The sequence below is a fragment of the Paenibacillus wulumuqiensis genome (assembly GCF_000971965.1).
Taxonomy (GTDB): Bacteria; Bacillota; Bacilli; order Paenibacillales; family Paenibacillaceae; genus Saccharibacillus; species Saccharibacillus wulumuqiensis.
The window spans coordinates 714,926-741,511 of sequence record NZ_LAQP01000001.1 but is presented as its reverse complement, the minus strand read 5'-3'; the positions used below and the strand labels follow the sequence as shown (position 1 = coordinate 741,511).

23 protein-coding genes are annotated in these 26,586 nt (G+C 51.6%); 17 read left to right on the top strand and 6 right to left on the bottom strand.

Annotation, left to right across the window (positions count from 1 at the left end):
* Positions 1-119: 119 nt before the first annotated feature.
* Positions 120-2,786: a cation-translocating P-type ATPase gene (locus WH45_RS11295; RefSeq protein ID WP_046214418.1), complete on the top strand. Its 2,667-nt coding sequence runs from the start codon at positions 120-122 to the stop codon at positions 2,784-2,786.
* 186 nt (positions 2,787-2,972) lie between these two features.
* On the opposite strand, the gene WH45_RS23755 is transcribed toward WH45_RS11295, so the two are convergent.
* Positions 2,973-3,137, bottom strand: coding sequence for a hypothetical protein (locus WH45_RS23755; protein ID WP_200897677.1), 165 nt, complete (start codon positions 3,135-3,137; stop codon positions 2,973-2,975).
* A gap of 301 nt (positions 3,138-3,438) precedes the next feature.
* Here WH45_RS23755 and WH45_RS11290 point away from each other — a divergent pair, with 301 nt between their 5' ends.
* The 8 genes from WH45_RS11290 (at position 3,439) to WH45_RS11255 (ending at position 13,110) form a co-directional block, all read left to right on the top strand.
* A complete protein-coding gene (locus WH45_RS11290; RefSeq protein ID WP_046214417.1) occupies positions 3,439-5,508 on the top strand; it encodes a bifunctional rhamnulose-1-phosphate aldolase/short-chain dehydrogenase in 2,070 nt (689 codons plus the stop codon).
* Between the two features lie 55 nt (positions 5,509-5,563).
* Complete coding sequence (rhaI, locus tag WH45_RS11285; RefSeq protein ID WP_046214416.1) at positions 5,564-6,784, top strand: L-rhamnose isomerase; 1,221 nt, start codon at positions 5,564-5,566, stop codon at positions 6,782-6,784.
* The gene (locus tag WH45_RS11280; protein WP_046214415.1) at positions 6,781-8,256 is read left to right on the top strand and encodes a rhamnulokinase; all 1,476 of its coding nucleotides are present in this window, start codon (positions 6,781-6,783) and stop codon (positions 8,254-8,256) included. The genes rhaI and WH45_RS11280 overlap by 4 nt, the downstream gene beginning before the upstream one ends.
* A 21-nt stretch (positions 8,257-8,277) precedes the next feature.
* A complete protein-coding gene (locus tag WH45_RS11275; protein ID WP_046214414.1) occupies positions 8,278-9,036 on the top strand; it encodes a DeoR/GlpR family DNA-binding transcription regulator in 759 nt (252 codons plus the stop codon).
* A gap of 109 nt (positions 9,037-9,145) precedes the next feature.
* Positions 9,146-9,874 carry a (Fe-S)-binding protein gene (locus tag WH45_RS11270; RefSeq protein ID WP_046214413.1) on the top strand — a complete coding sequence of 243 codons (729 nt, stop codon included), beginning with the start codon at positions 9,146-9,148 and terminating at the stop codon, positions 9,872-9,874.
* Complete coding sequence (locus WH45_RS11265) at positions 9,871-11,394, top strand: LutB/LldF family L-lactate oxidation iron-sulfur protein (protein WP_046214412.1); 1,524 nt, start codon at positions 9,871-9,873, stop codon at positions 11,392-11,394. Before WH45_RS11270 ends, WH45_RS11265 begins: the two co-directional genes overlap by 4 nt.
* Positions 11,387-12,118: a LutC/YkgG family protein gene (locus WH45_RS11260; RefSeq protein ID WP_046214411.1), complete on the top strand. Its 732-nt coding sequence runs from the start codon at positions 11,387-11,389 to the stop codon at positions 12,116-12,118. The genes WH45_RS11265 and WH45_RS11260 overlap by 8 nt, the downstream gene beginning before the upstream one ends.
* A 254-nt stretch (positions 12,119-12,372) precedes the next feature.
* Positions 12,373-13,110, top strand: a complete 738-nt coding sequence (locus tag WH45_RS11255) for an SDR family oxidoreductase (RefSeq protein ID WP_046214410.1) — start codon at positions 12,373-12,375, stop codon at positions 13,108-13,110.
* 97 nt (positions 13,111-13,207) lie between these two features.
* Here the strand turns inward: WH45_RS11255 and WH45_RS11250 are convergent, their stop codons facing one another.
* Both WH45_RS11250 and WH45_RS11245 read right to left on the bottom strand, forming a co-directional pair.
* Positions 13,208-14,221, bottom strand: a complete 1,014-nt coding sequence (locus tag WH45_RS11250) for an LCP family protein (protein WP_046214409.1) — start codon at positions 14,219-14,221, stop codon at positions 13,208-13,210.
* Between the two features lie 456 nt (positions 14,222-14,677).
* Entirely contained in the window at positions 14,678-15,991 is a 1,314-nt protein-coding gene (locus WH45_RS11245; protein WP_052723735.1) for an MFS transporter, read from the bottom strand.
* Between the two features lie 230 nt (positions 15,992-16,221).
* Here WH45_RS11245 and rpsN point away from each other — a divergent pair, with 230 nt between their 5' ends.
* Entirely contained in the window at positions 16,222-16,491 is a 270-nt protein-coding gene (gene rpsN / locus WH45_RS11240) for a 30S ribosomal protein S14 (RefSeq protein WP_046214408.1), read from the top strand.
* A gap of 218 nt (positions 16,492-16,709) precedes the next feature.
* Here the strand turns inward: rpsN and WH45_RS11235 are convergent, their stop codons facing one another.
* Positions 16,710-17,132 carry a hypothetical protein gene (locus tag WH45_RS11235; RefSeq protein WP_046214407.1) on the bottom strand — a complete coding sequence of 141 codons (423 nt, stop codon included), beginning with the start codon at positions 17,130-17,132 and terminating at the stop codon, positions 16,710-16,712.
* Positions 17,133-17,585: 453 nt separating this feature from the next.
* Between WH45_RS11235 and WH45_RS11230 the strand changes: the two genes are divergently transcribed.
* The 5 genes from WH45_RS11230 to WH45_RS11210 all read left to right on the top strand — a co-directional run bounded on the left by WH45_RS11230 (position 17,586) and on the right by WH45_RS11210 (position 21,842).
* A complete protein-coding gene (locus tag WH45_RS11230; RefSeq protein WP_046214406.1) occupies positions 17,586-18,452 on the top strand; it encodes a CHAD domain-containing protein in 867 nt (288 codons plus the stop codon).
* A 146-nt stretch (positions 18,453-18,598) separates the two neighbouring features.
* The gene (locus WH45_RS11225) at positions 18,599-19,444 is read left to right on the top strand and encodes a PPK2 family polyphosphate kinase (RefSeq protein ID WP_046214405.1); all 846 of its coding nucleotides are present in this window, start codon (positions 18,599-18,601) and stop codon (positions 19,442-19,444) included.
* A 200-nt stretch (positions 19,445-19,644) separates the two neighbouring features.
* Complete coding sequence (locus tag WH45_RS11220) at positions 19,645-20,118, top strand: NUDIX domain-containing protein (protein WP_046214404.1); 474 nt, start codon at positions 19,645-19,647, stop codon at positions 20,116-20,118.
* Between the two features lie 116 nt (positions 20,119-20,234).
* Entirely contained in the window at positions 20,235-20,756 is a 522-nt protein-coding gene (locus WH45_RS11215; RefSeq protein ID WP_046214403.1) for an NUDIX hydrolase, read from the top strand.
* Positions 20,757-21,842, top strand: coding sequence for a hypothetical protein (locus WH45_RS11210; RefSeq protein ID WP_046214402.1), 1,086 nt, complete (start codon positions 20,757-20,759; stop codon positions 21,840-21,842).
* Between the two features lie 126 nt (positions 21,843-21,968).
* On the opposite strand, the gene deoC is transcribed toward WH45_RS11210, so the two are convergent.
* Complete coding sequence (gene deoC / locus WH45_RS11205) at positions 21,969-22,724, bottom strand: deoxyribose-phosphate aldolase (RefSeq protein WP_235338343.1); 756 nt, start codon at positions 22,722-22,724, stop codon at positions 21,969-21,971.
* Between the two features lie 367 nt (positions 22,725-23,091).
* Here deoC and WH45_RS11200 point away from each other — a divergent pair, with 367 nt between their 5' ends.
* Both WH45_RS11200 and WH45_RS11195 read left to right on the top strand, forming a co-directional pair.
* Positions 23,092-24,666, top strand: coding sequence for a xylulokinase (locus WH45_RS11200; RefSeq protein WP_046214401.1), 1,575 nt, complete (start codon positions 23,092-23,094; stop codon positions 24,664-24,666).
* A 27-nt stretch (positions 24,667-24,693) separates the two neighbouring features.
* A complete protein-coding gene (locus WH45_RS11195; protein WP_046214400.1) occupies positions 24,694-25,458 on the top strand; it encodes a GolD/DthD family dehydrogenase in 765 nt (254 codons plus the stop codon).
* A gap of 155 nt (positions 25,459-25,613) precedes the next feature.
* Here WH45_RS11195 and WH45_RS11190 read toward each other — a convergent pair whose 3' ends face one another.
* Positions 25,614-26,330 (bottom strand): GntR family transcriptional regulator, encoded by a 717-nt coding sequence (locus tag WH45_RS11190; protein ID WP_046214399.1) that lies wholly within the window; start codon positions 26,328-26,330, stop codon positions 25,614-25,616.
* Between the last annotated feature and the right edge of the window lie 256 nt (positions 26,331-26,586).

The window sequence follows — 26,586 nt, the reverse complement described above, 5'->3', positions numbered from 1 at the left end:
AGGATATAAAAACATATACATAATGACTGGTGAAGATCATACGTCTTGTCGTACATGCTGCAAATGGGAGACCAGACGGGAGTCTGTTCGTCCACATTATGAGGACTGGAGTGGTGTGAGTGGAATTTTATCGGACGAGTGTGGAGGAAGCGCTGCAGGAGACAGATACAACTGAAAATGGCTTAACTTCACAGGAAGCGCAGCAGCGCCTTGAAACGGACGGTTACAATGAGCTGAAGGGCAAAGAGCGTACACCCACCTGGAAGCTGATCGTGGAGAACCTGAGAGATCCGATGGTGGTGGTTCTGCTAATCGCTTCGATCGTACAGATCATACTGGGACATGTGGTGGAAGCAGGCATTATTATTTTCGTACTGATCCTGAATGCGATCATTAGTGTAGTGCAGACACGCAAAGCCGAGAGTTCCATTGAAGCGCTGCGACAGATGTCCGCGCCGGAAGCCAAAGTACTGCGTGATGGCGTACGCCAATCACTGCCTGCCAGGGAGCTGGTACGCGGCGACATTATCCAGCTGGATGCCGGAGACTTTGTCCCTGCGGATGCGCGGCTGCTGACGTCGGAGAGTCTCAAAGCCGACGAAGGCATGCTGACCGGTGAATCGGAAGCGGTCGAAAAACATATTCGTGTAATCGATGAAGAATCACCGATTGGCGACCGCAAAAATATGGTCTTCAGCGGTGCGCTGATCGTCTACGGACGCGGAACTGCCGTTATTACCGGCACCGGACTGAGAACGGAGATTGGCAAGATCGCCGGGCTGATCGAGAGTGCCGAGTCCAAGCAGACTCCACTGCAGCGCAAGCTGGAAAGCTTCAGCAAAAAGCTCGGTGTGTTCATTTTACTGCTCTGTATTCTGATTTTTGCCGTGGAAGCGGCCCGCATCTGGTTCTCAGCAGATACGGTGGATACGACCGCAGCGATTCTGGAAGCGCTAATGTTCGCTGTAGCGGTTGCTGTCGCTGCGATCCCGGAAGCACTGTCGTCCATCGTGACGATCGTATTATCTGCCGGAACGAACAAGATGGCCCGGCAGCATGCGATTATCCGACGCCTGCCTGCCGTGGAATCGCTTGGTTCCACCAGTGTCATCTGTACGGACAAGACCGGTACACTGACCCAGAACAAGATGACGGTCGTCGATTATTATTTGCCGGACGGCAGCCGGGATGATTTTCCGGATAATCCGGCAGAATGGTCGGAGGGAGAGCGCAGGCTCGTTCATATCGCCGTACTCTGTAATGACTCCAATATTGATGAAGAAGGCAAGGAAATGGGCGATCCGACCGAGGTGGCGCTGATTGCCTTCAGCAACAAAAAGAACAAAAAATACACCGAGATCCGGGATAGCTTTCCCCGCGAAGCCGAGATTCCGTTTGATTCGGACCGCAAGCTGATGTCCACAGTGCATACATTTGATAACCAGAAAATGCTGCTAACCAAAGGCGGACCGGATGTGCTGATCGGCCGCTGTACCCATGTGCTGCTGGGAGAGCAGGTAGTCCCGCTGGATGAGGAGATCCGCCAGCGTCTGTTCGAAGCGAATGAAGACTTTTCCAGTCGGGCACTACGCGTACTCGCCTACGGATACAAAAACCTCCCCAATGATCAGTCTACCGTCGGTACCGGGGACGAGCAGGAACTGATTCTGGTTGGACTGACCGCGATGATCGATCCTCCTCGCGAAGCGGTATATGGCTCGATCGAGCAGTCCAAGCGGGCCGGTATTCGCACGATCATGATTACCGGTGACCACAAAACAACCGCCCAGGCGATTGGCAGGGATATCGGTCTGATGGACGATAATGATATCGCCGTAACCGGTCAGGAACTGGACAAAATGTCCGATGAAGATCTGGATCGCAATCTGGAGAACATCTCCGTCTATGCCCGTGTATCCCCGGAGAACAAAATCCGGATCGTACGCGCCTGGCAGAAAAAAGGCAAAATTACAGCCATGACCGGAGATGGTGTCAACGATGCACCAGCGCTCAAGCAGGCTGATATCGGAGTCGCTATGGGCAGCGGTACCGACGTGGCCAAGGATTCGGCGGCCATGATCCTGACCGATGATAACTTTGTATCCATTGTCAACGCCGTCAGTGTCGGCCGGACGGTATTCGATAATATCAAAAAGTCGATTGCCTACCTGTTTGCCGGTAATCTGGGTGCGATTATCGCGATTATTTTCGCACTGGTCATGAATTGGATTAATCCGTTCACCGCGATCCAGCTGCTGTTTATTAATCTGGCAAATGACTCCCTGCCAGCGATCTCGCTTGGTATGGAAAAGGAAGAGCCGGGTGTCATGGACCGCAAGCCGAGGGATATTAATGAGGGACTGTTCGCTGGAGGCACGCTGAGAGCGGTCATTACACGCGGCCTGATCATCGGTGTCGCCGTTATTGTGTCCCAGTATATCGGACTGCAGCATTCACCGGAGATGAGTGTCGCAATGGCATTTACCACATTGATTCTGGCGCGCACACTCCAGACATTTGCCGCTCGCTCGAATGTGCAGAGTGCCATCGAAGCCGGATTGTTCAGCAATAAGTATGTAATCGGCTCTGTAGTACTGTGTTTTATTCTGTACGGTATTACACTGCTGCCGGGCGTACGCGGAATCTTCTCGATCCCTGACAGCTTTGGTGTACAGGAATGGGCGATTGCTACCGGACTGGCAGCTGCTGCACTGGTATTGATGGAGCTGGAGAAGCTGATTCGCCGGGCTATGGTCAGAAACAAAGAACAACAGACTGCTGCATAACAGGCACCATACTGAAGCAAACTCGGCTTCCAACAAGAATGGCTGTACTATGGTAACATGCATACCAGTCTTGCAAATGGAATAAGACTCATAGGCTAAATAGAGAAACAAACCGTAAAACAGCAAGAAAAAGCCTCCCGGCCAAGTTACACCGGAAGGCTTTTTTAACTTTTAGAATAAAGCTATTTATTTGTCGGAATCTTTGTCTTCGTCACCGGCGGATTTTGGAGAAGGCTTGCCTTCCCATTCATCGGCTTGTGTCTCAGGATTTGCACCGTTCTCTTTTCTTGTTTTCTCCATTAGTGTATCTTCAGAGTTCGGGTTTTCCATGTTTTTGTCTTGATCTGTCATGATGATCTCCTCCTTAGTGGGTCTAGTCTGTAGTATTGCTCCTTCTTTCATTACCCGATTGTGGAAAATGAAAACACAGTCATAGAACAATAAAGAACACAAAAATGAACTTGTTAATAGGTCGAACGCTATATCGGTTTGTTAACGTTTGATTAAGCGTTATCATATCCTAATATTATATTTGTTTATTTTTGACTTATGTATTTTCAAACAAAAACAAAAGTGATATACTGCACACATAAGCAATCCAATTTCAGGTAATTGATCAGTACAACCAACTTTATATACTGGAGGATGAAGCATGATACCTAATCAATGGGATTCTCAGAAAGCCGCTGCTATTCAGGAGGGTGTGGACAAGCTGGTCTATCGTTCCAATCTGATCGGCTCGGATCGCCGTGTATGCAACTGGGGCGGAGGCAACACATCGACCAAAGGCATGGTCAAGGATTTTCGCGGCCGTGAGATTGAAGTGATGTATGTCAAAGGCAGCGGCTCCGACTTGGCTTCGATGAAGGCGCAGCATTTTACCGGTCTGCGGATGGAAGATATTCGTCCTCTGTTCGAACGGGATGAGATGCCGGATGAAGAGATGGTTGCTTATCTGGCGAACTGCATGATCGATGCCAGAGCACCGCGTCCGTCCATTGAGACACTGCTTCACGCTTTCCTGCCATTCAAGCATGTCGATCATACCCATCCGGATGCCATCATCAGCCTGTGCTGTGCAGACAATGGCAAGCAGATCGCGAGTGAAATTTTCGGTGACAAGTTCGTATGGGTGCCGTATATCCGTCCGGGCTTTACCCTTTCCAAAATGATCGCACAGGGTGTGCTCGATCATCCGGGTGCCGAACTGGTGCTGATGGAGAAGCACGGTCTGGTCACATGGGGAGAGACACAGGAAGAATGTTACAACAAGACGATCGAGATCATTAACCAGGCAGCAGAATATATCGCCCGCAAAGCGCAGGAGAAACCGCTGTTCGGCGGCGCCAGAGTACAGTCGCTATCTCCAGAGGAGCGCAAGCAGCTGATCGCCGGCATTATGCCTGCCGTACGCGGCGCAGTGAGTGACAGCAAGCGGATGATTCTGACTTTTGACGACGCGGACGATGTGCTGGAATTTGTCAATGGACAGGATTCCGCCCGGCTGTCACAGGTGGGTGCAGCCTGCCCGGATCATCTGGTACATACCAAAATGACGCCGCTGTTCATCGACTGGACACCGTCTACTGATGATGTCGAAGGGCTCAAGCAGGCAGTCATTCAGGGAATTAACACGTATAAGCAGCAGTATCAGGAATATTTTGAACGCAACCGGAACGAAGGCGATATTATGTTCGAACCTGCTCCGCGCGTAATCCTGATCCCGGGCATCGGCATGATCAACACCGGCAAGAGTCATGCGATGTCGCTGGTGAGTGGAGCGCTGTATCACCGGGCGATTGCCGTCATGGGCGGCGCGACTGCACTCGGACAGTTCGTATCCCTGAGTGAATCGGAATCCTATAATGTGGAATACTGGCCGCTGGAGCTGTACAAGCTCACACTGGCACCGGCCGAAGCGGAGTTCTCGCGCCAGGTGGCCCTGATCACCGGTGGAGCCGGCGGAATCGGCAGTGCCACCGCCCGCCGTCTGGTCAGCGAAGGCGCCCATGTCGTACTGGCGGATCTCAATCTGGAAGGCGCACAGAAGGTGGCGGATGAACTGAATGCCAGCTATGGAGCGAACCGTGCCCTGGCTGTCAAAATGGATGTGACGAGCGAGACGATGGTACAAGATGCCTACGCCGAAGTCGCTCTGGCCTACGGTGGCGTGGACATTATCGTGAACAACGCCGGTCTTGCCACATCAAGTCCATTTGACGAGACCTCGCTCAAGGAATGGGAATTGAACATGAATGTACTGGGAACCGGGTATTTCCTGGTCGCTCGCGAAGCATTTAAAATCATGAAAGAGCAGGAACTTGGCGGCAGTATGGTATTCATCGGCTCAAAAAACTCGGTCTATGCCGGTAAAAATGTGACCGCTTACAGCTCAGCCAAGGCGCTGGAAGCCCATCTGGCCCGCTGTATCGCTACCGAGGGCGGTGAATTCGGTATCCGGGTCAATACGATTCTGCCGGATGCCATCTTGCAAGGCTCGGCGATCTGGAATTCCAACTGGCGCAATGAACGGGCAGCCGCCTACGGAATCGAGCCGGATCAACTGGAAGAACATTACCGCAAGCGCACCACACTGCTCGTGAATATTTATCCGGATGATATCGCGGAAGGAGTTGCCTACTTTGCTTCTTCCAAAGCAGCCAAGACGACCGGCTGTATGCTGACCATCGATGGTGGCGTACCGGCAGCATTTACCAGATAATGTTAGAATGAACAGATAGCATGGTCTAGGCACCACTTATGGAGGAGGATATGGCATGACAGACAAAGCTTATGCTCTATTTGAGGAACAGCAGCAAAGCAGAGGGATGGATCTGGATTTGATCAAATCCCGTTTGAAAGCGCTACAAATCGAGACGCCATCCTGGGGATACGGCGATTCGGGTACCCGGTTCAAAGTGTTCCAGAAAGAAGGCGTACCACGCGACCCATTTGAAAAGCTGGAGGATGCTGCCCAGGTGCATAAGGTAACCGGTCTGTGCCCATCGGTAGCGATCCATATTCCCTGGGACAAAGTTGAAGATTACGGCAAGCTGCGCAGTCATGCGGAAAGCCTGAATCTGAAGATCGGTGCGATCAATCCGAACATGTTCCAGGAAGAAGAATACATGCTCGGCGGTGTCACCAACAGCGATCCGGCGATCCGCCGCAAAACGACTGACCATCTGCTGGAATGTGTCGATGTGGCCAAAGAAACCGGTTCACGCGATCTGAGTCTATGGTTTGCCGACGGTACCAACTACCCCGGCCAGGGCAGTATCCGCAAACGCAAAAACTGGATGCTCGAAGCACTGAGCGAGATGTACCGCGCGCTGACGCCGGATATGCGCATGCTGATCGAATACAAGGCGTTCGAGCCGGCCTTTTACCATACCGATATTGCCGACTGGGGCATGGCCTACAATTATGCGGTCAAGCTGGGTGAGCAGGCGCATGTGCTGGTGGATACCGGGCATCATCTGCCGGGCGCGAATGTGGAGCATATCGTCTCCTATCTGATCGATGAAGGCCGTCTCGGCGGGTTCCATTTTAATAGCTACAAATATGCCGATGATGATCTGATCGTCGGTTCGATCAACCCGTATGAGCTGTTCCTGATCTTCTATCAGATTCTGGATGCGGCGGACAGTGGAGAAGACCGGCTCGTACAGGCGGTAAACAATATCGCTTATATGATCGACCAGTCGCATAATATTGAAATGAAGATTCCGGCGATGATCCGTTCGGTGTTGAACGTGCAGACTCAGTATGCCAAGGCGTTGCTGATCGATCACCGCGAAGTGGCGGAAGCCCAGGCCAACAACGATGTGCTGGGGGCCGAGGATGCGGTGCGCCGCGCATTCGAATTTGATGTGACACCACTGTTGCATGCAGTGCGTGAAGAACAGGGACTGCCGCTCGATCCGATGAAGGCGTATCTGGCAGACAGCTACGGACAATCGATTCTGGCGAGAGGCAAAGGTGGTGCCAGCTGGTGACCATCCTTGCCTATGATCTTGGAGCAGGCAGCGGCAGAGCAATTATCGGCAGACTGAATGATCACCGGATCGTCACACAGGAGATTCACCGGTTCAGCAATGATCCGGTGAAAATAGGAGATCGCCTCTACTGGGATATACTGCGCCTGTATCATGAGATCCAGCAGGGACTGGTCATCGCCAAGCAGGAGCGAATGCTGCCGGAAAGTATCGGTATCGACTCCTGGGCTGTCGATTTCGGATTGATCGGACGCACGGGTGAATTGCTCGCCAACCCTTCTCATTACCGGGACTGGCATACCCACGGTGTGATGGAGCAAATGCAGGAAGAGCTGGGGGCAGAGCAGATCTTCGAAGCGACCGGTATTCAGTTTCTCACATTTAATACACTATATCAGCTGGCAGCGATGCGACAGGCGGGTTCGCCGGTGCTCAAGGAAGCGGAGCGGTTTCTGATGATTCCGGATCTGCTGCGTTATTTCATGACCGGCGAGATGATCAATGAATTCACCAATGCGACGACGACCCAGATGTATAATGCCCGCCAGCAGGATTGGGATCGCAAGCTGCTGTCGCATATCGGTGTTCCGTCCTCCTGGTTTGGCAGGCCGGTACAGCCGGGATCGCCGGCAGGACATCTGCGCTCTTCGCTGATGGTCGATCTGGGGCTGCCTGCCATTCCGGTGACAGCGGTGGCGGAGCATGATACCGCTTCGGCGGTGGTGGCGGTTCCGGCGCTGTCGGATTCCTTTGCCTATCTCAGCTGCGGGACCTGGTCGCTGATGGGAACGGAAGTCAGTGAACCGGTCATTAACGAGCGCGTACGCGAGCTGAATTTTACCAATGAAGGCGGCGCTTACGGCACGTATCGGCTGCTCAAAAATATTATGGGCCTATGGATTTTTCAGGAATATAAAAGGGAATGTGAGCGCGACGGTCACCATGCTTCCTATAGTGAATGGATTCAGCATACGGCCGGATCGGAGCCGTTTATTTCCTTCATTGAACCGGATGATCCGCTGTTTCTGCATGCCGGGGATATGCGCTCACGCGTGCGCCAGTACTGCCGTCATACCGGACAGCAGCTGCCGGATACCTATGGTGCGGTAGCCCGCTGTATTTTCGAGAGTCTCGTATTAAAATATCGTTATGTACTGGAGCAGACGGAGCAGCTGTCGGGCAAGCGGTTCGACGGGCTGCATATGGTCGGCGGCGGCATCCAGAACCGTCTGTTATGCCAGTGGACCGCCAATGCACTGGGACGCCCGGTATGGGCAGGACCGGCAGAGGGAAGCGCGATTGGCAATTTAGCGGTACAATGGATAGCACAGGGGACATTCAGGGATATCCGGGAAGCCCGGGCCGTTATCCGTGATTCCTTTCCGGTGGATGTGTATGAGCCGCAGGATCAGGAAGCATGGGAAGACGCTTATGGACGCTTCCTGCGGTTGACGGCGATTCCCGTACAATAACGATTCGGAGTTGAGGATACTATGTTAGTCGCGGAACGGTATGACATGATTGTAAAGCTGGTGAATGAAAAGGGCAGTATGCGGGTAACGGAGCTGAGCGAGCGCTGCCAGGTTACCGAGGAGACGATCCGCCGTGATCTGGACCGGCTGGAACGGCAGGGGCTGCTGAAGCGTTCGCATGGCGGCGCAGTCAGCGTCAAGGATGAACAGCCGGAGACCCCGTTCTCGGAGCGGGAGATTATGCACACCGAAGAGAAGCGCCGCATCGCCGAGGAAGCGGTCAAACTCATCGAGCCGCAGGACCGTATTCTGCTGGATGCGAGTACGACCGCATGGTATATGGCAGCGAGTCTGCCGGATATCCCGCTGACCGTGCTGACCAATTCCATCCGCGTGGCGACCCAGCTCAGTACCAGAGAGAAGATCGAGGTCATCTCCACCGGAGGACAGCTGGTACCGCGTTCGCTGTCCTTTGTCGGACCGCTGGCGGAACGTTCGCTGGATACGTACTATGTGAACAAGCTGTTCCTGTCCTGCAAAGGACTGCATCTGGACCGCGGCATCAGCGAATCCAATGAACTGCAGGCACGGGTGAAGCAGAAGATGGTTGGTATGGCCGACCAGATTATCCTGCTGGCCGATGCAAGCAAATTCGGTGTCCAGGCCTTTGCCCATGTGATGGACCTCAGCGAGGTCGATCGGCTGATCACCGACACTCGCCTTCCCCAGGAGACAATCCGCCAACTGGAAGAGCGCGAACTCAAAATTACCATCGTCTAAGCAAATGTACCATATCAGCATCATGACCGAAGCACAAAGTAAAAGATGGCGGCCGGGCTCCCTGCAAACTGCCATCTTTTGTGTATTATGGAGCGAAAAGAGGTGCAGCATGAAAGTATCCTTATTCATCACCTGTCTGAGCGATGCCATCTATCCGCGTGTGGGCGAAGCGATGGTCCGTCTGCTGGCTGCACATGGTGTGCAGCTGGACTTTCCGCCGGTGCAGACGTGCTGCGGACAGCCTTCCTACAATAGCGGGTACTGGGAAGAGACGCGGACCGCGGCCAAAACGATTTTGAAAGCGTTTGAATCTAGCGATTTTGTCGTCTCGCCCTCCGGCTCCTGTACCTATATGGTGCATCATTACCCGGAGCTGTTCAAGGACGATCCCCACTGGCTGCAACTGGCCCATGAACTGGAAGCCAAGACGTATGAATTCACCCAGTTTCTCGTACAGGTGCTGGGAATTACGGATGTGGGCGCGCATTTTCCATACAAGGTTACGTATCATCCATCCTGTCACGGCAGCCGCCTGCTCGGAGTCAGGGAAGAGCCGATGACGCTGTTGTCCCAGGTCCGTGGACTGGAATTGGTCCCGCTGCCTTTTGCCGAGGATTGCTGCGGCTTTGGAGGGACCTTTGCTGTGAAAATGTCGGATATCTCCGGTGCGATGGTATCGGAGAAAGTAGATCATATCAAGGAAACGGAAGCACAGGTACTCGTCGGACTGGATATGGCCTGCCTGATGAATATTGCCGGCAATCTGCGGCACCGGGGTGAACAGGTGCGGGTGATGCATCTGGCAGAGCTGCTGTACGAAGGGGTGGGGGTAACATGAATCCGGCACAATCTACACAGGGCACCGTCAAGGAAAGAGCCGACGTTGCGCTGAATAATGACTTTCTGCGCAATGCCGTCAAGTTCACGACCGAACGGCTGCGCAGCGGCAAGCAGGCTGCGGCTACAGAGCATGGCAACTGGGAAGAATGGCGGGAACGCGGTCGTCAGATCCGGCTGCATACGATCGCCCATCTGGATTACTACCTGAATACGTTTGTGGAAAATGCCCGCAAAAATGGGGTACATGTGCACTTTGCCCCCGATACGGCCGCAGCGACGGATATCGTCATGACGATTGCCCGTCATAAGCAGGCCGAGTCGGTCGTTAAGTCCAAATCGATGGTCTCCGAAGAGCTGCATATCAATCGCGCGCTGGAACTGGCCGGGATCGAGACGATTGAGAGTGATCTGGGTGAATACATTATCCAGCTCGCCGGAGAAGGCCCGTCGCATATCGTCATTCCCGCTATTCACAAAAACCGCTATCAAATCGCCGAGCTGTTGTCCGAAGACGCAGGAGAGGAACTGCCGCCGGATACGACCATTCTCGCCGGTTATGTACGGCGCAAGCTGCGTGAGAAGTTCCTCGGGGCGGATATCGGCATGACCGGCTGCAACTTTGCCATTGCCGAGACCGGATCGATGGTTTTATTTGAAAATGAAGGTAATGCCCGCATGGTCACCACACTGCCCAAAACGCAGATTACGCTGATGGGGATGGAGCGCATTATTCCTTCCTGGGAAGATCTTGAAGTGATGGCGACACTGCTGCCAAGGTCTGCAACCGGCCAACGGCTGACGATGTACATGTCCGGCATTACCGGACCCAAGCGTACCGCAGATGGCGACGGGCCGGAAGAAATGCATATTATTATCGTGGATAACGGACGCTCGGAGCAGCTCGGTGATCCGGAATTTCAGGAACTGCTGAACTGTATCCGCTGCGGTGCCTGTCTAAATGTATGTCCGGTCTATCGTCATATCGGCGGTCACTCGTATGGGGGTACGTACAGCGGACCGATCGGCGCAGTGCTGACACCGGCACTCAACCGTAATGTCGCGGAGTGGGACGATATCGCCAATGCGTCCAGTCTGTGCGGGGCCTGCTATGAAGCCTGTCCGGTCAAGATTCCACTGCATGATATGCTCGTCTATCTGCGCCGCCGCAAGGTCGAGCGCGGTCACGGCAATCGCTGGGAATCGCTGGGCATGAAAGGATTCGCCGTGCTGATGGCCAACTCCAAGCGATTGGCACTGGCACTCAAAATGGGCCGCATCGCCCAGAAACCGGTCGTGCATGACAAAGGCATTACGATCAAAATGGGTCCGCTCAAAGGCTGGAATACGTACCGTGTCGCCCCGTCGATGGCAGATCACTCGTTCCGTGAACACTGGCAGGAGCTGTCCGAGGAAACAAGGCGTACAGCCCCGCCGATGGATGCACAGACCCGGGATCGAATGGAGCAGATTTTGCGTCAGCGCCGGGCGAGCGGGATTACGGGAGGTCAGCATGAATAATTCGCAATCAACGCCTGACTGGCTGCAGCAGCTGGAAGAACAGTCACGTATCAGCCAGCAGGCTTTTATGGATAATATCTCAACCCGACTGCGGCGTCCGCGCATGACGGAAGCGCCTGCACATCCGTACCGGGGAGCGCCGGAATTCTGGAGTGGCTTTCAGTGGAGCGAGCAGCAGCGGATCGATAAATTCACCACCCATTTCCAAGAGGTTGGCGGTCATGTAGTTCGTCTGCAGACGATGGGCGAAGCGGCAGAATTTATTGCCGATCACGCCATGCAGATGGGAGCACGTTATCTGGTTCGACAGCAGCAGCCGGAACTGGCAGCGCTGCGTCTGGAAGAGCGTCTGCCGGATGTGCAGATTTCCAGTTGGAACAGCGATCCGGATGAAGCATGGACAGCCCGGGCAGCAGAGGCGGATATCGGGGTAGTCATAGCGGATGGCGCGGCGGCCTATACAGGTACCGTAATGGTCACTTCAGCAGCGCAGCAGGGACGTTCGGTCAGTCTGCTGCCGACGGTATGTATCGTTATTTTGCCGGTGGATCGGTTGTATACCAGGCTGGGTGAGCTGCTCATTCCGATGGATGAGATCGGCCGGGAGAACCTGCCAGCCGGTATGCACTTTATCTCGGGACCGAGCCGTTCGTCGGATATTGAGAATGATCTGACGATTGGTGTACATGGACCGGGGATTATCTATACGCTGCTCGTTGGCTGAATACTCTTCGAGGATGGCGAATAGGAATGGGTATGCAGATTGTTTATTTCGTATATGTCCGGCTGTGCTGTCATAGCCGGGCTTTTTGCTGTGGTATTTTTGACTTTGATATAAGCAAGGGTAATGATAGCGATCCGCCGATCAGGGGTAAAGGATTCTAAAGCCGTATACAGGCGGCATGAAAATATGAGGGTTACACCAGACCCCCGAAGTTTAGAAGATTAGGCTGCAGTATACAACAGGAGGGATATATTATGAAAATGTCAGGAAATACGATTCTTATTACAGGCGGTGCATCCGGGATCGGGCTGGCTTTTGCGGAGCGTCTGCTTCAGGAAGGCAATACGATTATCGTCTGCGGCAGACGGGAGAGCCGACTGCAGGAAGTACAGGCACAGTATCCGCAAATGCACACCCGTGTAGTCGACGTGGCGAGTGAGGAAGACCGCATTCGGCTGGTAAATGAGATAGTGACCGATTTTCCGGAGCTGAATGTACTGATGAATAATGCGGGTATTCAGCGCAATTACAGCCTGACGGAAGGCACGGAATCATGGGTGGATCAGCGGGGAGAGATCGCGACCAATCTGGATGCACCGATTCATCTGGCGACACTGCTGCTGCCGCATTTACAAAAGCAGCCATCGGCCGCGATTATTAACGTGACCTCGGGGCTGGCCTTTTCGCCAAAAGCATCCGCACCGGTATATTGTGCGACCAAGGCGGCGCTGCATTCTTTTACCCTGTCCCTGCGTCATCAACTGAAAAATACATCTATCGAAGTGATCGAGATCGTGCCTCCCGGTGTCAATACGGATCTAGGCGGATCGGGTCTGCATACATGGGGTGTGCCGGTGGACGAGTTTGCCGACGGGATTCTGGCGCGTCTGCGCACTGGTGAACATGAGATCGGGTATGGAACATCCGAACGCAATCGCACGGCTTCGCGGGCGGAACTGGATACGGTATTTGAGCAGATGAACAACCGCTGATTTATTTGAGCGGAATAGTCATAGACAAAGCGCCAGACTGGGGATTGCAAAATCCATCGTCTGGCGCTTTTATTTACTCTATTTGGATGGTGCTGTCCTATTGCTTACTGGCCTGTTCATCTGTCTGTTCATCCCCGGCCTGCTTATCATTCTCAAGCTGGTCATCAGTCTCCGACAGCTTATCCTGAATATACTTGCGCAGTTCGTTCTCATCCACGCCCAGTACGGCTGCACCGTGTACAACCTCTTCTCTCAGCAGAGGGGTGGGAGGGATCTGCAGCTTTTCCGTTTTGCTCACATTGACATCCATGCCGAGTCCAGCCAGCTTGAGCATGGTGGAAGCGGACATATTGGTCTTGATGTACGGAGCGGTTGCTTTGAGAATGCCCGGCAGATTGACAATCGAGGTAGAGCTTTGCATTTTGGCCGCCAGTGCAGTCAGGAATTTGCGCTGACGCTCGGTACGGGTAAAGTCCGATGTCGCATCATGCCGGAAGCGGACATATTGCAGTGCATGAGTGCCATCCAGTGTCTGGTAGCCCTTCTTGAGGTCTATATCATAGCGGTGACCATCGCCGCCGTCGGTGTAATACATATCTTTCTCGACATCGATATCCACGCCATCCATCTCATCGACGAGCGCCTTGAACCCTTCAAAGTCAATAGTGACATAGCTGTTCACCGGAACGCCCAGCAGCTGGCTCACTGTCTGCATGGCCAGCGGCGCGCCACCATAGGAATATGCAGCATTGATCCGGCTGCGGCCATGTCCGGGAATCTCTACATACGTATCCCGCAGAATCGACATCAGGTAGGCCTTTTTGCTGACCGGATCAATTGTGGCGACCATCATGGAGTCCGAACGGCCATTGCTGCCGTCATCCCGTGAATCGGTACCGAGCAGCAGGATATGTACAGGATCTTTGCCATCCCATTCGGGCAGCTGAAAATTTGTCTCCTGTTGGTCGGCACCGGCCGGGTCATCAGGCTCTACCGAGATGGTGTTCGCAAATTGTACAACCGAATATGTATAGTAACCCACCACACCGGCACCAGCCAGTAACAGCAGCAGCAATATCCATTTCCATTGTCGAAGTACTTTGTATAACAAGTGATCAACTCCCTGGTGATAGTAAATAGCATTACATGCATAACAGCCTCTTCTTCGGTGCAGAACCTGCATCGATGGTACTGCGTATAACAGAAGATGTAAGCAGCATACAAGCCTTATAAATCATAATTACTAGAAATCATTTTGTCAATTTTAAAGCATTTAATATTAATATTCGAATGATAAATAAGAATAATATATTCTTTAAGTTGGTTGAATTATGCTTTTGATTACATAATGAAATAAGTTGTGAGTGAAGGAAGAGCGACCCATCTGCCATATTTCTGTTTTATATCCCGTATGCTGTTTGCTTTTAAGTGGAATTCAGCTCAACCAGACAATTCTGTATTCTTCGATCTGTCCAACCTTTTCATAATTCACAAATAGCCGCTTCCTCTATTCTGCCGGGAAGCGGCTATCTGGCCGATTTGATTGGGTTTGATATACAGCAAATTGCTATTTCACCGGCTGCTGCATCGCAGCGGGAATAGCTGCTTTGGACTGTTTGATATCAATCCATTTTTTGATAAATAAAATGGCAAAGCTCATCACGACCAGGGAAGCTCCTGTCAGCATGAATGCGGGTGCTACCCCGGAAGCGGTCACGAGTATTCCGCCGAGCAGTGGTCCTGTCACCGAGCTAGCTGAGGTGAGGCTGTTCACGGTTCCGAATACACGGCCGGTCATATGTACAGGTGTCTGTTCCTGCAGCAAAATCTGAAACGGGATAAACGTAAATCCGGCCCCGACCCCTGCCAGCAAAAAGGAAGAAGTGAGCAGAAGGGTGGTAGGCCATCCGGCATGCAGCATGCCGGCAAATGGCGCGATCAGTCCGAATACAATGCCCATCAGAGCGGCACCAAGACTCATTTGCAGCAGATGGGAGCTTTTGATCTTGGCACACATCATGGCAGCCAGCAGGGTGCCTACACCGCTGGCCGTAATGCACCAGCCCAGCAGATCTTCGTTGATATTTGGAATCTGACGCAGCAGAATAATCGTCTGCGAATCCGCCAGCTGCAGCACCAGCAGCACCAGACAGAGCAGCAGCGTGCCATAGGCGATGATCGGAATCCGGACCAGATAACGCAGACCTGCCGCCGTATCGGAGAGAAAGGAGCGCTGTCGCTCATTCTGACGATCCGAAGCTTCCTGGTCGGAAGAATCGAACAGGGCATGACCGGGAACTGCGAGTAAGATAAGACCGGACAGCAGGAACGTAAAAGCATCGATGACAAAGCACCAGTGAATGCCGACCGCCGCCAGCAGCAGCCCGCCAAGAGCAGGCCCGGCAATTTTGCTGCCCTGTTCGATAAAGGAACTGATCGAGACCGCCTGCTGCAGATGCTCATGCGGCACGACTTCCTTGATCTTGCCGCTTTTGGCTGGCGAGAACAGTACGTCAAACAATCCCTTGAGTATGAGGATGATATATACCTGCCACAGCTGATCGGCAAAAATCAATCCGAAGACGAGTGCGGCGCGAACCACATCCGAGATAATCATCAGCCATTTACGGTTCAGACGATCGGCCAGAGCGCCGGCAAAGGGACCTCCCAGCAGCATTGGTACTACACTGCACAGTGTCACCCATGTAATCTGCATTGGGGTCGCCTGCCACTTGATACCGACCAGTGTGAGCAGGGCAAGCAGATGCAGCCAGTCGCCCAGGTTGGAGATCAACTGAGCGGTAATGAGTGTCCGGTACGCCTGGTTGCGCAGCAGCGATGCCACTGTCGGATTATCGCCGGAAGACAGCTTGTTTTCCACAAAGAATCCTCCCTTTCGTCAAATGAAATAAATATGTATGTATTTATCATAAGGAGAGCGCGCCCAGTATTCCTCCGCCTACAGGATGATTTACAGGACGTCCCAGGTATGGAAAAGGAGTAAAACTACGGATTGTAAAATGCACTGACGCATATGGTTGCCAGCAGGTAAAAAATGAGCTATACTTCTAAATAGTAATTATTACGATTAAATAAAAGGAAGTGTTGGATATGGCCAAAAAGTCCAAAGTAATCCGCCAGCAGCAGCGTGAAGCCCTGGTGGCTAAATATGCAGAAAAGCGTCGTCAGCTGAAGGAGGCAGGCGATTATGAAGCGTTAAACAAACTGCCCCGTGATTCTTCACCTACGCGTCTGCACAGCCGCTGCCAGATCACTGGACGTCCGAGAGGATATTTGAGCAAGTTTAAAATGTCACGCATCATGTTCCGCGAACTGGCACACAAAGGGCAAATTCCCGGCGTGACCAAATCGAGCTGGTAATATACTGTGAATTGGAAGAAGGATTGTTACTGCTACACAGGCAAAACCTGATTTGATAGTGAACACGCAGTTCATGCGCTGTTCGCCGACCATGAATTGTTTACGGGATAAGCGATTGCTTTAAATCAGTGAAAAATCAGCAGAGAATAAAAAGTAGTGGAAGCGCAAAAGCCGCCATATTTCTGGAAGATGTATACCAGGTATATGGCGGCTTTATTTCATTTTTTGTAGGCTTTATAATACTTGTTCATATGGCTGACGACAATGCATTCCTTGGAGCTGTGGCTGCGAAGTTTGTAGATCGGACTTTCCACTCGCAGAATATTGCTGTCTCCATTTTGATAGCTCGTATCAATCAGGGAATTGCCTTCGTCGACTTCCTCAAAGCTGCTGATATTCCGCTGCACCCGGCCCAGACGCGGGCCTACCTTGTGGCTGTTCACTGGCCGCTCCATAATAATCCGGTATGTATTATCCCGAAAATGAACAATCGGATATTCCCAGGAAGAGGACGAGCCGGTCTGCTCTTCAGCATCTGCCACCGCAGGCACATCCGCTTCGATAGCAGGCTCTGCATAGGCGGAAGGAATATCTGCATAACCGGTCAGCAGCATGGTAATCAGAAAAATATACGCTTTCATGATGACTCCTTTCACTTGCTGCAATCATTTATAATAGTCGCAATAGTATTGGAATACTGAAGTCCACACTCTATCATAATACAGAACAGCGATCTGTTTCAAAAGCAGACATCCATTTAGTGTAATTATACACTAATAAATGTATATATGCATATATAATCTGATGGTGACCAGTTATTATCAGAGTGATCTTCACTGATTTTCCTTGTGGTAGTACATATAGTGCAGTACAGAATAATAAATATAAAAAGATTGCCCAGTAAAGGCAGCCTTTTGCTGAGAAACGGGACGATCTGCCGCAGAGAATGCAATCTTCCCGGAAGGAACCGGAATAGCTAATCCTCTGGAATATCCACTATAATAGAGAATATCCCACTCATTTCATTCACAAGATTGCATAATACGGAATATGGGGTAATCCATAGAGAATGAAAAAGTCAGGAGTGATGAAGCGTGAATCAGAGTATAACAACTGTCAACCGCAAGGACAAAACCGAGCAATGGAAAAGTGTATTGAATGAACTGTACGATAAATTTCAGGATCACGGACAGCAGGCTGTCAAGAACTATGACGATGAGGCGATTCATCAGGCCCGGGTCAACTGCCGCAAGCTGATGACACTGATGCATATACTGGACCCTGAACAGCAGACCGGTCTGCTGCCGATTTTCAAAAAAGCCCAGAAGCGTCTTGGCAAAGTACGGGATGCGGATGTGCTGATTGATGCATTCAAGGATCGGCGCAAACAGTCCAAGGAACAAGGATTGGACGATGAAGCCGCCCTGCTCAAAGCGGCGATCGAAGAACACAAGGAGCAGCGCCAGTTTTACCGCAAAAAAATGGTCAAAAAGCTGCCGAAACTGCAGGGCAAAAAGCTCAAACGGCAGTGGCAGGAATTTACCGAGAACCGGCTGCCTGATCTGGCTGTCCAGGCGGACGTAAATCGGATGATGCGGGAGCTCGAAATATCTTACGAACAGAAAAAACAAACTTATCGCCAGATCGCCAAAGCGGAAGGGCTGGAATCCGCTGAGACACTGGACAGCCTGCACAAGGTACGCATCGCTGCCAAGGAACTGCGTTATACGGCAGAAGCGGCAGAGTTTGCATTGAATTCCAAATTCCGTGATCATGAAGAGACGTACAAGCGTATCCAAAAAGAGCTCGGAACGATCAATGATACCCATGTATGGATTGAGTCACTGGAAGAGTTGGATGCCAAAGAAATGGGTGTGGATGAAGAAGTGCGAGCCCGGTTTGTGGACAAGCTGCGTGCCGAGATGATTGCTGCGATTGAAGAGCAGCAGCGTGCGATCTGACATACGGACCAACAGGCGTGAAGAGCATTTTGTTTCATGAAATAAGCGGTACTTGCTAAGCAGGGGATGAAAATGGGTAATATGTAGAATGTGACGTATAACGATGATGTATGCAGCAGTGTACTTTTCACAAAGGAGCGATTACCATGTCCAAATCATCCAAAAACTGGTCTCTGGCTACAGGCGATTCCATTACACTTCAGGATATCGATCCCGGCTATACCGGCAAGTACAAATCCAAGGAAGACACCGAACCGGAAAAGGCCGAGCTGACCGATACGTTCGAGAAGCTGCAGCCCAAGCTGTTCGCAAGCGGTAAAAAGTCGGTTCTGTTCGTGTTCCAGGGTATGGACTGCAGCGGCAAGGATGGGGTCATCAACAAGGTATTCTCCATTTCCAACCCGGCAGGCATTCATATTCACAGCTTCAAGGCACCTACATCCGAAGAACTGAGCCATGATTATCTGTGGCGTGCGCATCAGAATGTGGCGGGATACGGGTATATCAGTGCCTTTAACCGATCCTATTATGAAGATGTGCTCATTACGAGAGTACACGGACAGATAGATGATGATACAGCCAAGCAGCGGTTCAAGCAGATTAATCATTTTGAGAAAATGCTGGAAGAGAACAATGTTAGAGTGGTCAAAATATTCCTCCATATCTCCAAGGAATTCCAGCTCAAAAAGCTGATTGATCGGGTCGAAAAGCCGCACAAGAACTGGAAATTCGATGAAGGTGACCTGCAGGAACGCAAATACTGGGATGATTACCAGCGCTGCTATGAGGATGTGTTCAAGCATTGTGCTTCCGAGCAGCATCCGTGGCATATTATCCCGGCTGATAACCGGTGGTACCGTGATCTGGCCGTCCTGCAGATCGTCGTCCGCACGCTGGAAGAGATGGACCTCGCTTATCCGGACCCAATTCCGGAGCTGCAGGACCATCTGCCGGATATGTATGCCGAATTGGAAAAGCTCAAGAAAAAATAATACCTCTCAGCAACCATTACAGTTATTACAGCCATTGTACAAGCATAAGGATAGTGTGAATTGGCGCTGATTATTGCGCTGCTTACGAGAGCATCCGATCCTGTCAGGCAGAGGTCGAGCGGCTGAGTTCGCTACCGGGTCTGCCGTGCGGCTCGATCGGGTGTTCATACATAGAGACGTATACAGCAGGGAGGATATTTATGAGCAGCGACAGAACGATTATTGTTACCGGAGGAGCCATTATACGGGACGATCACAACCGGATTCTCTGGCAGAAGCGCGGTGATTTGGCAGATTGGGGATTACCTGGCGGGGGCATGAAGCCGGGCGAGACTATTGAACAGACGATGATTCGCGAAGTTCGGGAGGAGACCGGACTGGAAGTGACAGGCAGTCGGCTGTATGCGGTATATACCGGAGATCGGCTGCAATACACGTATCCGAGCGGTGACGATGTCGTTTTTGTGATGTTCATGTTTGAGGTGGATGTGGATCTGCAAGGGAAGCTGGAACCGGACGGAATCACCCTGAAATACGATGATCCGGATGGCGAATCGAGTATGCTCACCTTTTACAGTATCGATGAGATGAAGCTGGAGCAGGTCAATCCTGCACAGCGTCCGCTGATCGAAGACCTGCGCAATGACCGGCAGGGTGATATTCTACGCCATTAGAGTATGATATACGGTGCAACAGGCAGAACATCCGGCGATTTATCATAAGAATGAATACAAGGCAGCATCCGGAAAAGAGCACGATAAACATAATTTGCAAAAAGAAGGTGAACAGGATGCTGGCCAAATGGATCAACCGCATTCCCAGAGACTGGCTGGTATGGATGTACAAGCATATGCCGCTGGAGCGTGTGAAGAACTGGGCGGTCCGTCGTTCCCAGCACAGTTTCCTGGTAGCGGTGCTGGGCGTTTTTACCAATGAAAAAGGCGAAGTACTGCTGCTGCGGCACTCGTACCGGGAGCAGGAACCATGGGGCATTCCCGGCGGCTGGATGGAGCTCGAACAGCCAGAGCAGGGGCTGCAGCGCGAGATTCGGGAAGAGACCGGGCTGGAAGTACATATTCATCGTCTGGAACGGGCGATTCAGCGGAGCGATCCCAATTGTGTCGATCTGATCTTCAGTGGAGAAGTACGGGCAGGAACATTCGTTGCCAGCAGCGAAATAACAGAGATCATGTACTGCCAGGCCGGCGACTGGCCGGAAGGTCTGCCGCAGTCCCAGCAATGGATCATTCAGGGCATTCTGGATGGACGGAAAAAGCAGGCACAGGCAGGGGAAGAAATGGAGCGAATATAAATGGGTGTATACGAAGTACATACAGGGCGTCTGCTGTCAGGGCTGCGTCAACCCGAGGGAACCGGGCACTATTATGTGTCATCACCGGAAGGTCTGTTCCAGACAGATCATCTGGACGGAATCACTGGCACTTACTGGAGCATGCAGACTATGGAAGATCTGCTGTACCAAGCATGTATGGAAGTCATTGGCTCCTTTGCACAATCGGACAAGAACGAGCAGGTCTATACTTTTATTATCGAAGCGGATAATGTCAACGGCAACTATCTGCTGTATATCAACACCTTGCATGATCTGGAACAGATGACTGCGTATTATTATAAATATTATCAGGAGAAATATGCGGAGAACCAGGAAGAGTCCTACAATCGCTCACTGGAACAGATCCGTCAGTCGATCCGCTATGCGACAGGCGATTATCCGGATATGATCGATGATCTGGGTGAAGCACTGGAAGCTCCTCTGGCGATGTACCAGGAGATCAATGAGCGCCTGTGGGAAGAAGAGGAAGAGGGACCTGTACCGGTGCTGGATACAGCTACCCGGGAATTGTTCACACAGACAGATGGCGAATTTATCCGGATCATGGATCAGTCGATGCGTGACGGCGGCTTGACCGTAATCGCTTTGCGGGTGATGGAGCGTCTGCAGCCGGAGTTCCATCGGCTGGACCGGACGAACGATTTTATCGCTTATGTACAGTCGTCGGATGGGGAGGGAGGCGACTATTTGACTTTCAGTACCCTGATTCGCAAAACGGTTCCCCTGGAGCGGCTGTATCAGGTTATGCCGCAGGAACGTAAAGATGATGAGCAGTTTGATGCACTGTTCCAACAGTATGCGGTGCGACCGGTGCAGGAGCAGCTGGATTACTGGAGTGAGCAGATCCGCTGCAACCGCTGGAATACAAACAAAAGCGTAATTACCAAATACGGCAAAACCGATTTCCATGCCTATGCCGCTTTACTGGCAGCCGGACCGGCTATCCAGCCTCTCATCGAGCAGGCATTAAGCGTCATCACGGAAAAAGATGATGATCTGGCGCAAATGTATCATATGCTGCTGGAAGATCTGGCTTCGTCTTGAGTTCGTCACTACTTGTGCATGGAATCGTATCAGCAAAATGAATGGTTAGAATGCTTCAGCCACCGGCTTGATTCACAGCGGGTGGCTTTTTCATATTCATTTGTAATACGGGACCACAAAACATCATCAGTAATGATCTGTACTGCTTGTTCCTGAAGAGGCATCTGCATGAATTCCCGGATCAACGGATAGGCCGGCACGTTCATAAGCATCCTGTAAAATGGTCAGCGCAGACCGAACACCAATGCCAAATCGATTGCAGCCTGCTTCCGCCATTTCCAAGAGAGTATCCAGATCACGAATACCGCCTGCTGCCTTGATCAATGCTGAATCGCCGATGACCGACTTGATCAGCCGGATGGTATCAACTGTGGTCGGTTTGGGCCCCCAGCCGGTCCCTGTTTTGACAAAGGCTGCACCAGCCTGAACGACCAGTTCACTGCCCCGGCGAATCTCGTCATCCGTCAGATAGGCGATCTCCAGAATAGCCTTGACTGGTACTTGTTCGGCTGCCTGAACGACAGATGCCACATCCTGTCTAACCCGCTCATAATCTCCTGACTTAAGCGCTCCGACATTGATGACCATATCAAGCTCCAGGCAGCCCAGTGCCAGCATTTCCCTGGCCGTATGCACTTTCATGGATGTTGTATCTGCACCGGAAGGAAATCCGACCACTCCGGTCACAACCGTATCCGGCACATCCTGCAGCTGCCGGACCACATAGTCTGTCATATAAGGCATGGGACTGGCACAGACACAATGATACCTTTTCACAATATCAATCAGCCGATCAACTTCCTCTACCGTAACATCGGTGCGCACTGCACTCACATCCACCATCCGCCCGATCCGGGCATAGTCTATTACAGGTTGTATCACTTTTGTTCCTCCTCTTTATAAAGATAATTATCTTTATTGATGTAAAAATAATATAATAGCATTTGAGAGGGAATACAAGTCTCTCTAAAAGTAAAAAATCTGAATTGCATCATCACCACAGAAATACAGATATTTTCTTGTGATAAGTGCGCAATATTATACTCTATGAAAATTATCAACGTTCAAAATTGGCATGGATTGTTGATACTTACCCACTAATGAAAGCGCTTGACAAAAGATAATTATCTTTATATATTCTAAGCAACAAGAAACAGTAATGTAGCAGACAACTGGAATAATAGACAACCAGATAATGGGTAGACAAGATAGATACAGCCATAAAACCAACCTGTGGAAGGTGATAAATATGCCGAATATCATCGCCTATGATCTCGGAACCGGCGGGGTCAAAGCTTCGCTGTACAACGAGAGAATGCAGACGGTCGCGCGATCCTTTGTAGAGTACGAGACCTTTTATCCGCAGCCAAACCGGCATGAGCAGCGGCCGGATGACTGGTGGAACGGGATCAGGGAGACAACGCGTCAGCTGCTGGAATCCTCGCAGACCCCTGCAGCTGCGATTGCCGGGATCAGTTTATCGGGACACAGTCTTGTGAGTGTTCCGATCAGCAGGGAAGGAGAGGCTCTGCAAGAATATGTACCCATCTGGTCTGACCGGCGCGCCGAAGAGGAAGCAAAGCAATTTTTTCAAAATATTAACGAAGAAGAGTGGTATATGCGGACCGGTAACGGGTTTCCGGCTGCCTGTTATCCGTTGTTCAAGCTGATGTGGCTGAAGAAGCATGAACCGGGGATTTTTGCCCGTATGAATAAAGTACTGGGGTCCAAGGATTATATCAATTACAGGCTGACCGGACAGATGGCTACCGATGACTCCTATGCATCAGGTACCGGAGCATATGACCTGCACAGCCAATGTATGATGGATGAACTGCTGCAGGCAGCAGGTGTGGCGGCAGATATATTTCCAAATATCGTTCCTTCCCACCGGATGATTGGACAGGTGACTGCGGAGGCAGCAGGCTGGACCGGGCTGCAGGAAGGCACTCCTGTTGCCTGCGGCGGTGTGGATAATGCCTGTATGGCATTGGGAGCAATAGGTGCAAAGCAAGGCCGGATCTATACTTCACTCGGTTCGTCAAGCTGGATTCCGGTCAATTCAAGTCGGCCGGTGCTGGATGTAAATACGCGGCCCTATGTATTTGCCCATATTCAGGAAGGCATGTACACAAGCGCATATTCGATCTTCTCGGGGGGCAGTTCGCTGCGCTGGGTGCGGGACACGATATGTCCTGATCTGATGGGACGGGCAGATGCCTATGAGCAGATGAGTCAGTGGGCTGCCGGTGTGCCGGTCGGTGCCAATGGGGTTATTTTCAATCCGAGTCTGGCAGGAGGAACCTCACAGGATTACAGTGTGCATATCCGCGGCAGCTATGTCGGACTGCATCTGGGTACGACCCGTGCGGATCTGATTCGGGCATCGATGGAAGGTATTGCCATGAATCTGCGGCTGTCGCTGGATCAACTGAAGCGGCATACGACAGTAGCAGACCGGATACTGATTTGTGGCGGCGGCAGCAGAAGCAGACTGTGGATGCAGATGTTTGCCGATATTTTTGAAATGGAGATCATCAAGACGAATGTGGATCAGGATGCGGCTTCGCTTGGTGCGGCAGCTATTGCAGCGCGTGCACTGGGATGGTGGCAGGATTACAGCCCGATTGAGGCACTGCATACGGTGGAACGTACCTGTATTCCGGATCGCCTAAACAGTGAACAGTACCGTCAACTGCTGCCGGTATTCCGGCATGTTAACGAGATGTCTGCCCGGCTGGGAGATTACATGCATCAGCACCGGTTATCCCTGCAGACCAACGAACAGACGGCGGTTGATGATTCGGTCCGGCAGCATCATTAACTTTGATTGGACAAGGAGGAGTTGGACATGAACGAGGATCTGTTTGATACCACATTCCGGCTGGATGGCAAGACGGCTGTTATCACAGGAGCGGCTTCGGGCATCGGTTTGGCTACCGCACAGTTGTTTGCGGAGAAAGGGGCATCTGTCGCTCTGCTCGATCTTCATCTGGCCCAGGCGCAGCAGGCGGCAGAGGGATTGGAATATGGTACAGCAGTAGAGGTTAATGTGGGTGACAGCGAGTCGGTTCGGAAGGCAGTGGCAGAGGTCAGGGAGAAATTTGGCAAAATCGATATCCTGGTCAACAGCGCCGGTATCGGTCCGGTGGAATGGGCCGAGGATTACCCGGAAGAGGACTGGCACCGGACGATGAGTGTGAATGTGAACGGCATGTTCTTCATGTCCCAGCAGGTGGGACGGGAGATGATTGCCGCTCAGCGTGGAGGCAAGATCATCAGCCTCGCGTCACAGGCAGGCTTGGTCGCAATTGATCGGCATGTTGCCTACAGCGCGAGCAAGGCGGCTGTCATTTCTATTACCAAATCACTGGCGCATGAGTGGGGCAAGCATCATATTCAGGTCAATGCGATCTCGCCAACGGCCACGTATACTCCGCTGATCGCCGGCTACTGGGAGGGAGCGATCAAGGAAGAAGCGATCCGCAACACACCAGCCGGTCGATTCGCCGAACCGGGAGAGATCGCTGCGGCTGCCCTGTTTCTCGCCAGCGGTGCAGCGAATATGATCACCGGTGCGAATCTGGTCGTGGATGGAGGCTATACGATTCACTGATCACGCAGAGACGACCGGTGGGAAGTCCAGACTTTGTTCAGATGGATGGATAGTTTGACCGAGTAGGAGAGTGAATGCTGCCAATTGTGAGAGCAAAAGAGAATGCAAGAGAGTAGCCTTAAGTAAGAAGTTGGAACATTCGTATCTTACTTTGTTTATGTCCGTCCTTCCAGATACACACTGTATTCATATTTATCCGCGACCAGCTTGATCAGGCTGTATTCAAAAGGTCCCTGTTCCACATGGCTGATCCGTTTGCTGCACAACAGCGGGGAACCCAGCGGAACCTGAAGAATCTGGGACTCGGTAAAATCGGCTGCTACTGCGGATAGACGTTCCCAGGCATGCAGCAGAATAATATGATAGGTCTGCTCCAGAAAAGCATACAGGCTGTTAAACCGGTTCACATGCTGCTCCAGACCCGGCACATAATTGGCCCGTAGGTAATTGTTCATCAGGGCGATCGGACGATCGTCGGCATACTGGACGCGCTGCACCAGATAGACCTGGCTGCCGGCAGGAAGCTTCAGCGCATCGGCTACATGCTCAGGCGGTGTGATCAGTTCAATCGACATGCCGCGTGTAGTTACATGGTAGCCTTTGGCCGTTAATGTCTCGGTGATGGAAGTGAGATGATTGAGCCGCTGGGTAGTCGAGGTATCGAGGATTTCGGTACCTTTCCCCTGTGTCTTTTTGAGGAAGCCTTCACTGCTCAGCAGTTCAATTGCTTTGCGGATCGTAGTGCGGCTGACCGAGAAGCGCTGCTCCAGTTCGGATTCGGTAGGCAATAGGGTTCCTGGCGCGTAGCTGCCTTCTTTGATATCGTGTTTGAGTTGGGTATATACTTTGCGGTAAGCGGGAATGTCGTTCATAATCATGCTCCTCTGATCGTCCTGGCATGGCTGGGATGCAGAATTGGATATGCAGTTCACCAGCTGTATATAAGTGATCATGCCACAAAAAGTACAACGCTTCAAGTAAAGGTCATTATCTTTATCGAAAGTCAAGCAATATACATTACAAATACGTACTATTATCCATACATCAATAAAAGATTATCATTCCTTCCCTTGTTAAATTCATAAATCATATCTATAATTTTCCTGTTATTATGTAGTAATATCTAAA

What these genes read in the sequence shown, in the direction of transcription:
- WH45_RS11255 (WP_046214410.1), top strand. Translation starts at nt 12,373, where the DNA reads ATGAAAATGTCAGGAAATACGATTCTTATTACAGGCGGTGCATCCGGG.
- WH45_RS11265 (WP_046214412.1), top strand. Translation starts at nt 9,871, where the DNA reads ATGAATCCGGCACAATCTACACAGGGCACCGTCAAGGAAAGAGCCGAC.
- WH45_RS11190 (WP_046214399.1), bottom strand. Translation starts at nt 26,330, where the DNA reads ATGAACGACATTCCCGCTTACCGCAAAGTATATACCCAACTCAAACAC.
- WH45_RS11235 (WP_046214407.1), bottom strand. Translation starts at nt 17,132, where the DNA reads ATGAAAGCGTATATTTTTCTGATTACCATGCTGCTGACCGGTTATGCA.
- WH45_RS11270 (WP_046214413.1), top strand. Translation starts at nt 9,146, where the DNA reads ATGAAAGTATCCTTATTCATCACCTGTCTGAGCGATGCCATCTATCCG.
- WH45_RS11210 (WP_046214402.1), top strand. Translation starts at nt 20,757, where the DNA reads ATGGGTGTATACGAAGTACATACAGGGCGTCTGCTGTCAGGGCTGCGT.
- WH45_RS11215 (WP_046214403.1), top strand. Translation starts at nt 20,235, where the DNA reads ATGCTGGCCAAATGGATCAACCGCATTCCCAGAGACTGGCTGGTATGG.
- WH45_RS11195 (WP_046214400.1), top strand. Translation starts at nt 24,694, where the DNA reads ATGAACGAGGATCTGTTTGATACCACATTCCGGCTGGATGGCAAGACG.
- WH45_RS23755 (WP_200897677.1), bottom strand. Translation starts at nt 3,137, where the DNA reads ATGACAGATCAAGACAAAAACATGGAAAACCCGAACTCTGAAGATACA.
- rpsN (WP_046214408.1), top strand. Translation starts at nt 16,222, where the DNA reads ATGGCCAAAAAGTCCAAAGTAATCCGCCAGCAGCAGCGTGAAGCCCTG.
- WH45_RS11225 (WP_046214405.1), top strand. Translation starts at nt 18,599, where the DNA reads ATGTCCAAATCATCCAAAAACTGGTCTCTGGCTACAGGCGATTCCATT.
- WH45_RS11260 (WP_046214411.1), top strand. Translation starts at nt 11,387, where the DNA reads ATGAATAATTCGCAATCAACGCCTGACTGGCTGCAGCAGCTGGAAGAA.
- WH45_RS11200 (WP_046214401.1), top strand. Translation starts at nt 23,092, where the DNA reads ATGCCGAATATCATCGCCTATGATCTCGGAACCGGCGGGGTCAAAGCT.
- rhaI (WP_046214416.1), top strand. Translation starts at nt 5,564, where the DNA reads ATGACAGACAAAGCTTATGCTCTATTTGAGGAACAGCAGCAAAGCAGA.
- WH45_RS11275 (WP_046214414.1), top strand. Translation starts at nt 8,278, where the DNA reads ATGTTAGTCGCGGAACGGTATGACATGATTGTAAAGCTGGTGAATGAA.
- WH45_RS11220 (WP_046214404.1), top strand. Translation starts at nt 19,645, where the DNA reads ATGAGCAGCGACAGAACGATTATTGTTACCGGAGGAGCCATTATACGG.
- WH45_RS11290 (WP_046214417.1), top strand. Translation starts at nt 3,439, where the DNA reads ATGATACCTAATCAATGGGATTCTCAGAAAGCCGCTGCTATTCAGGAG.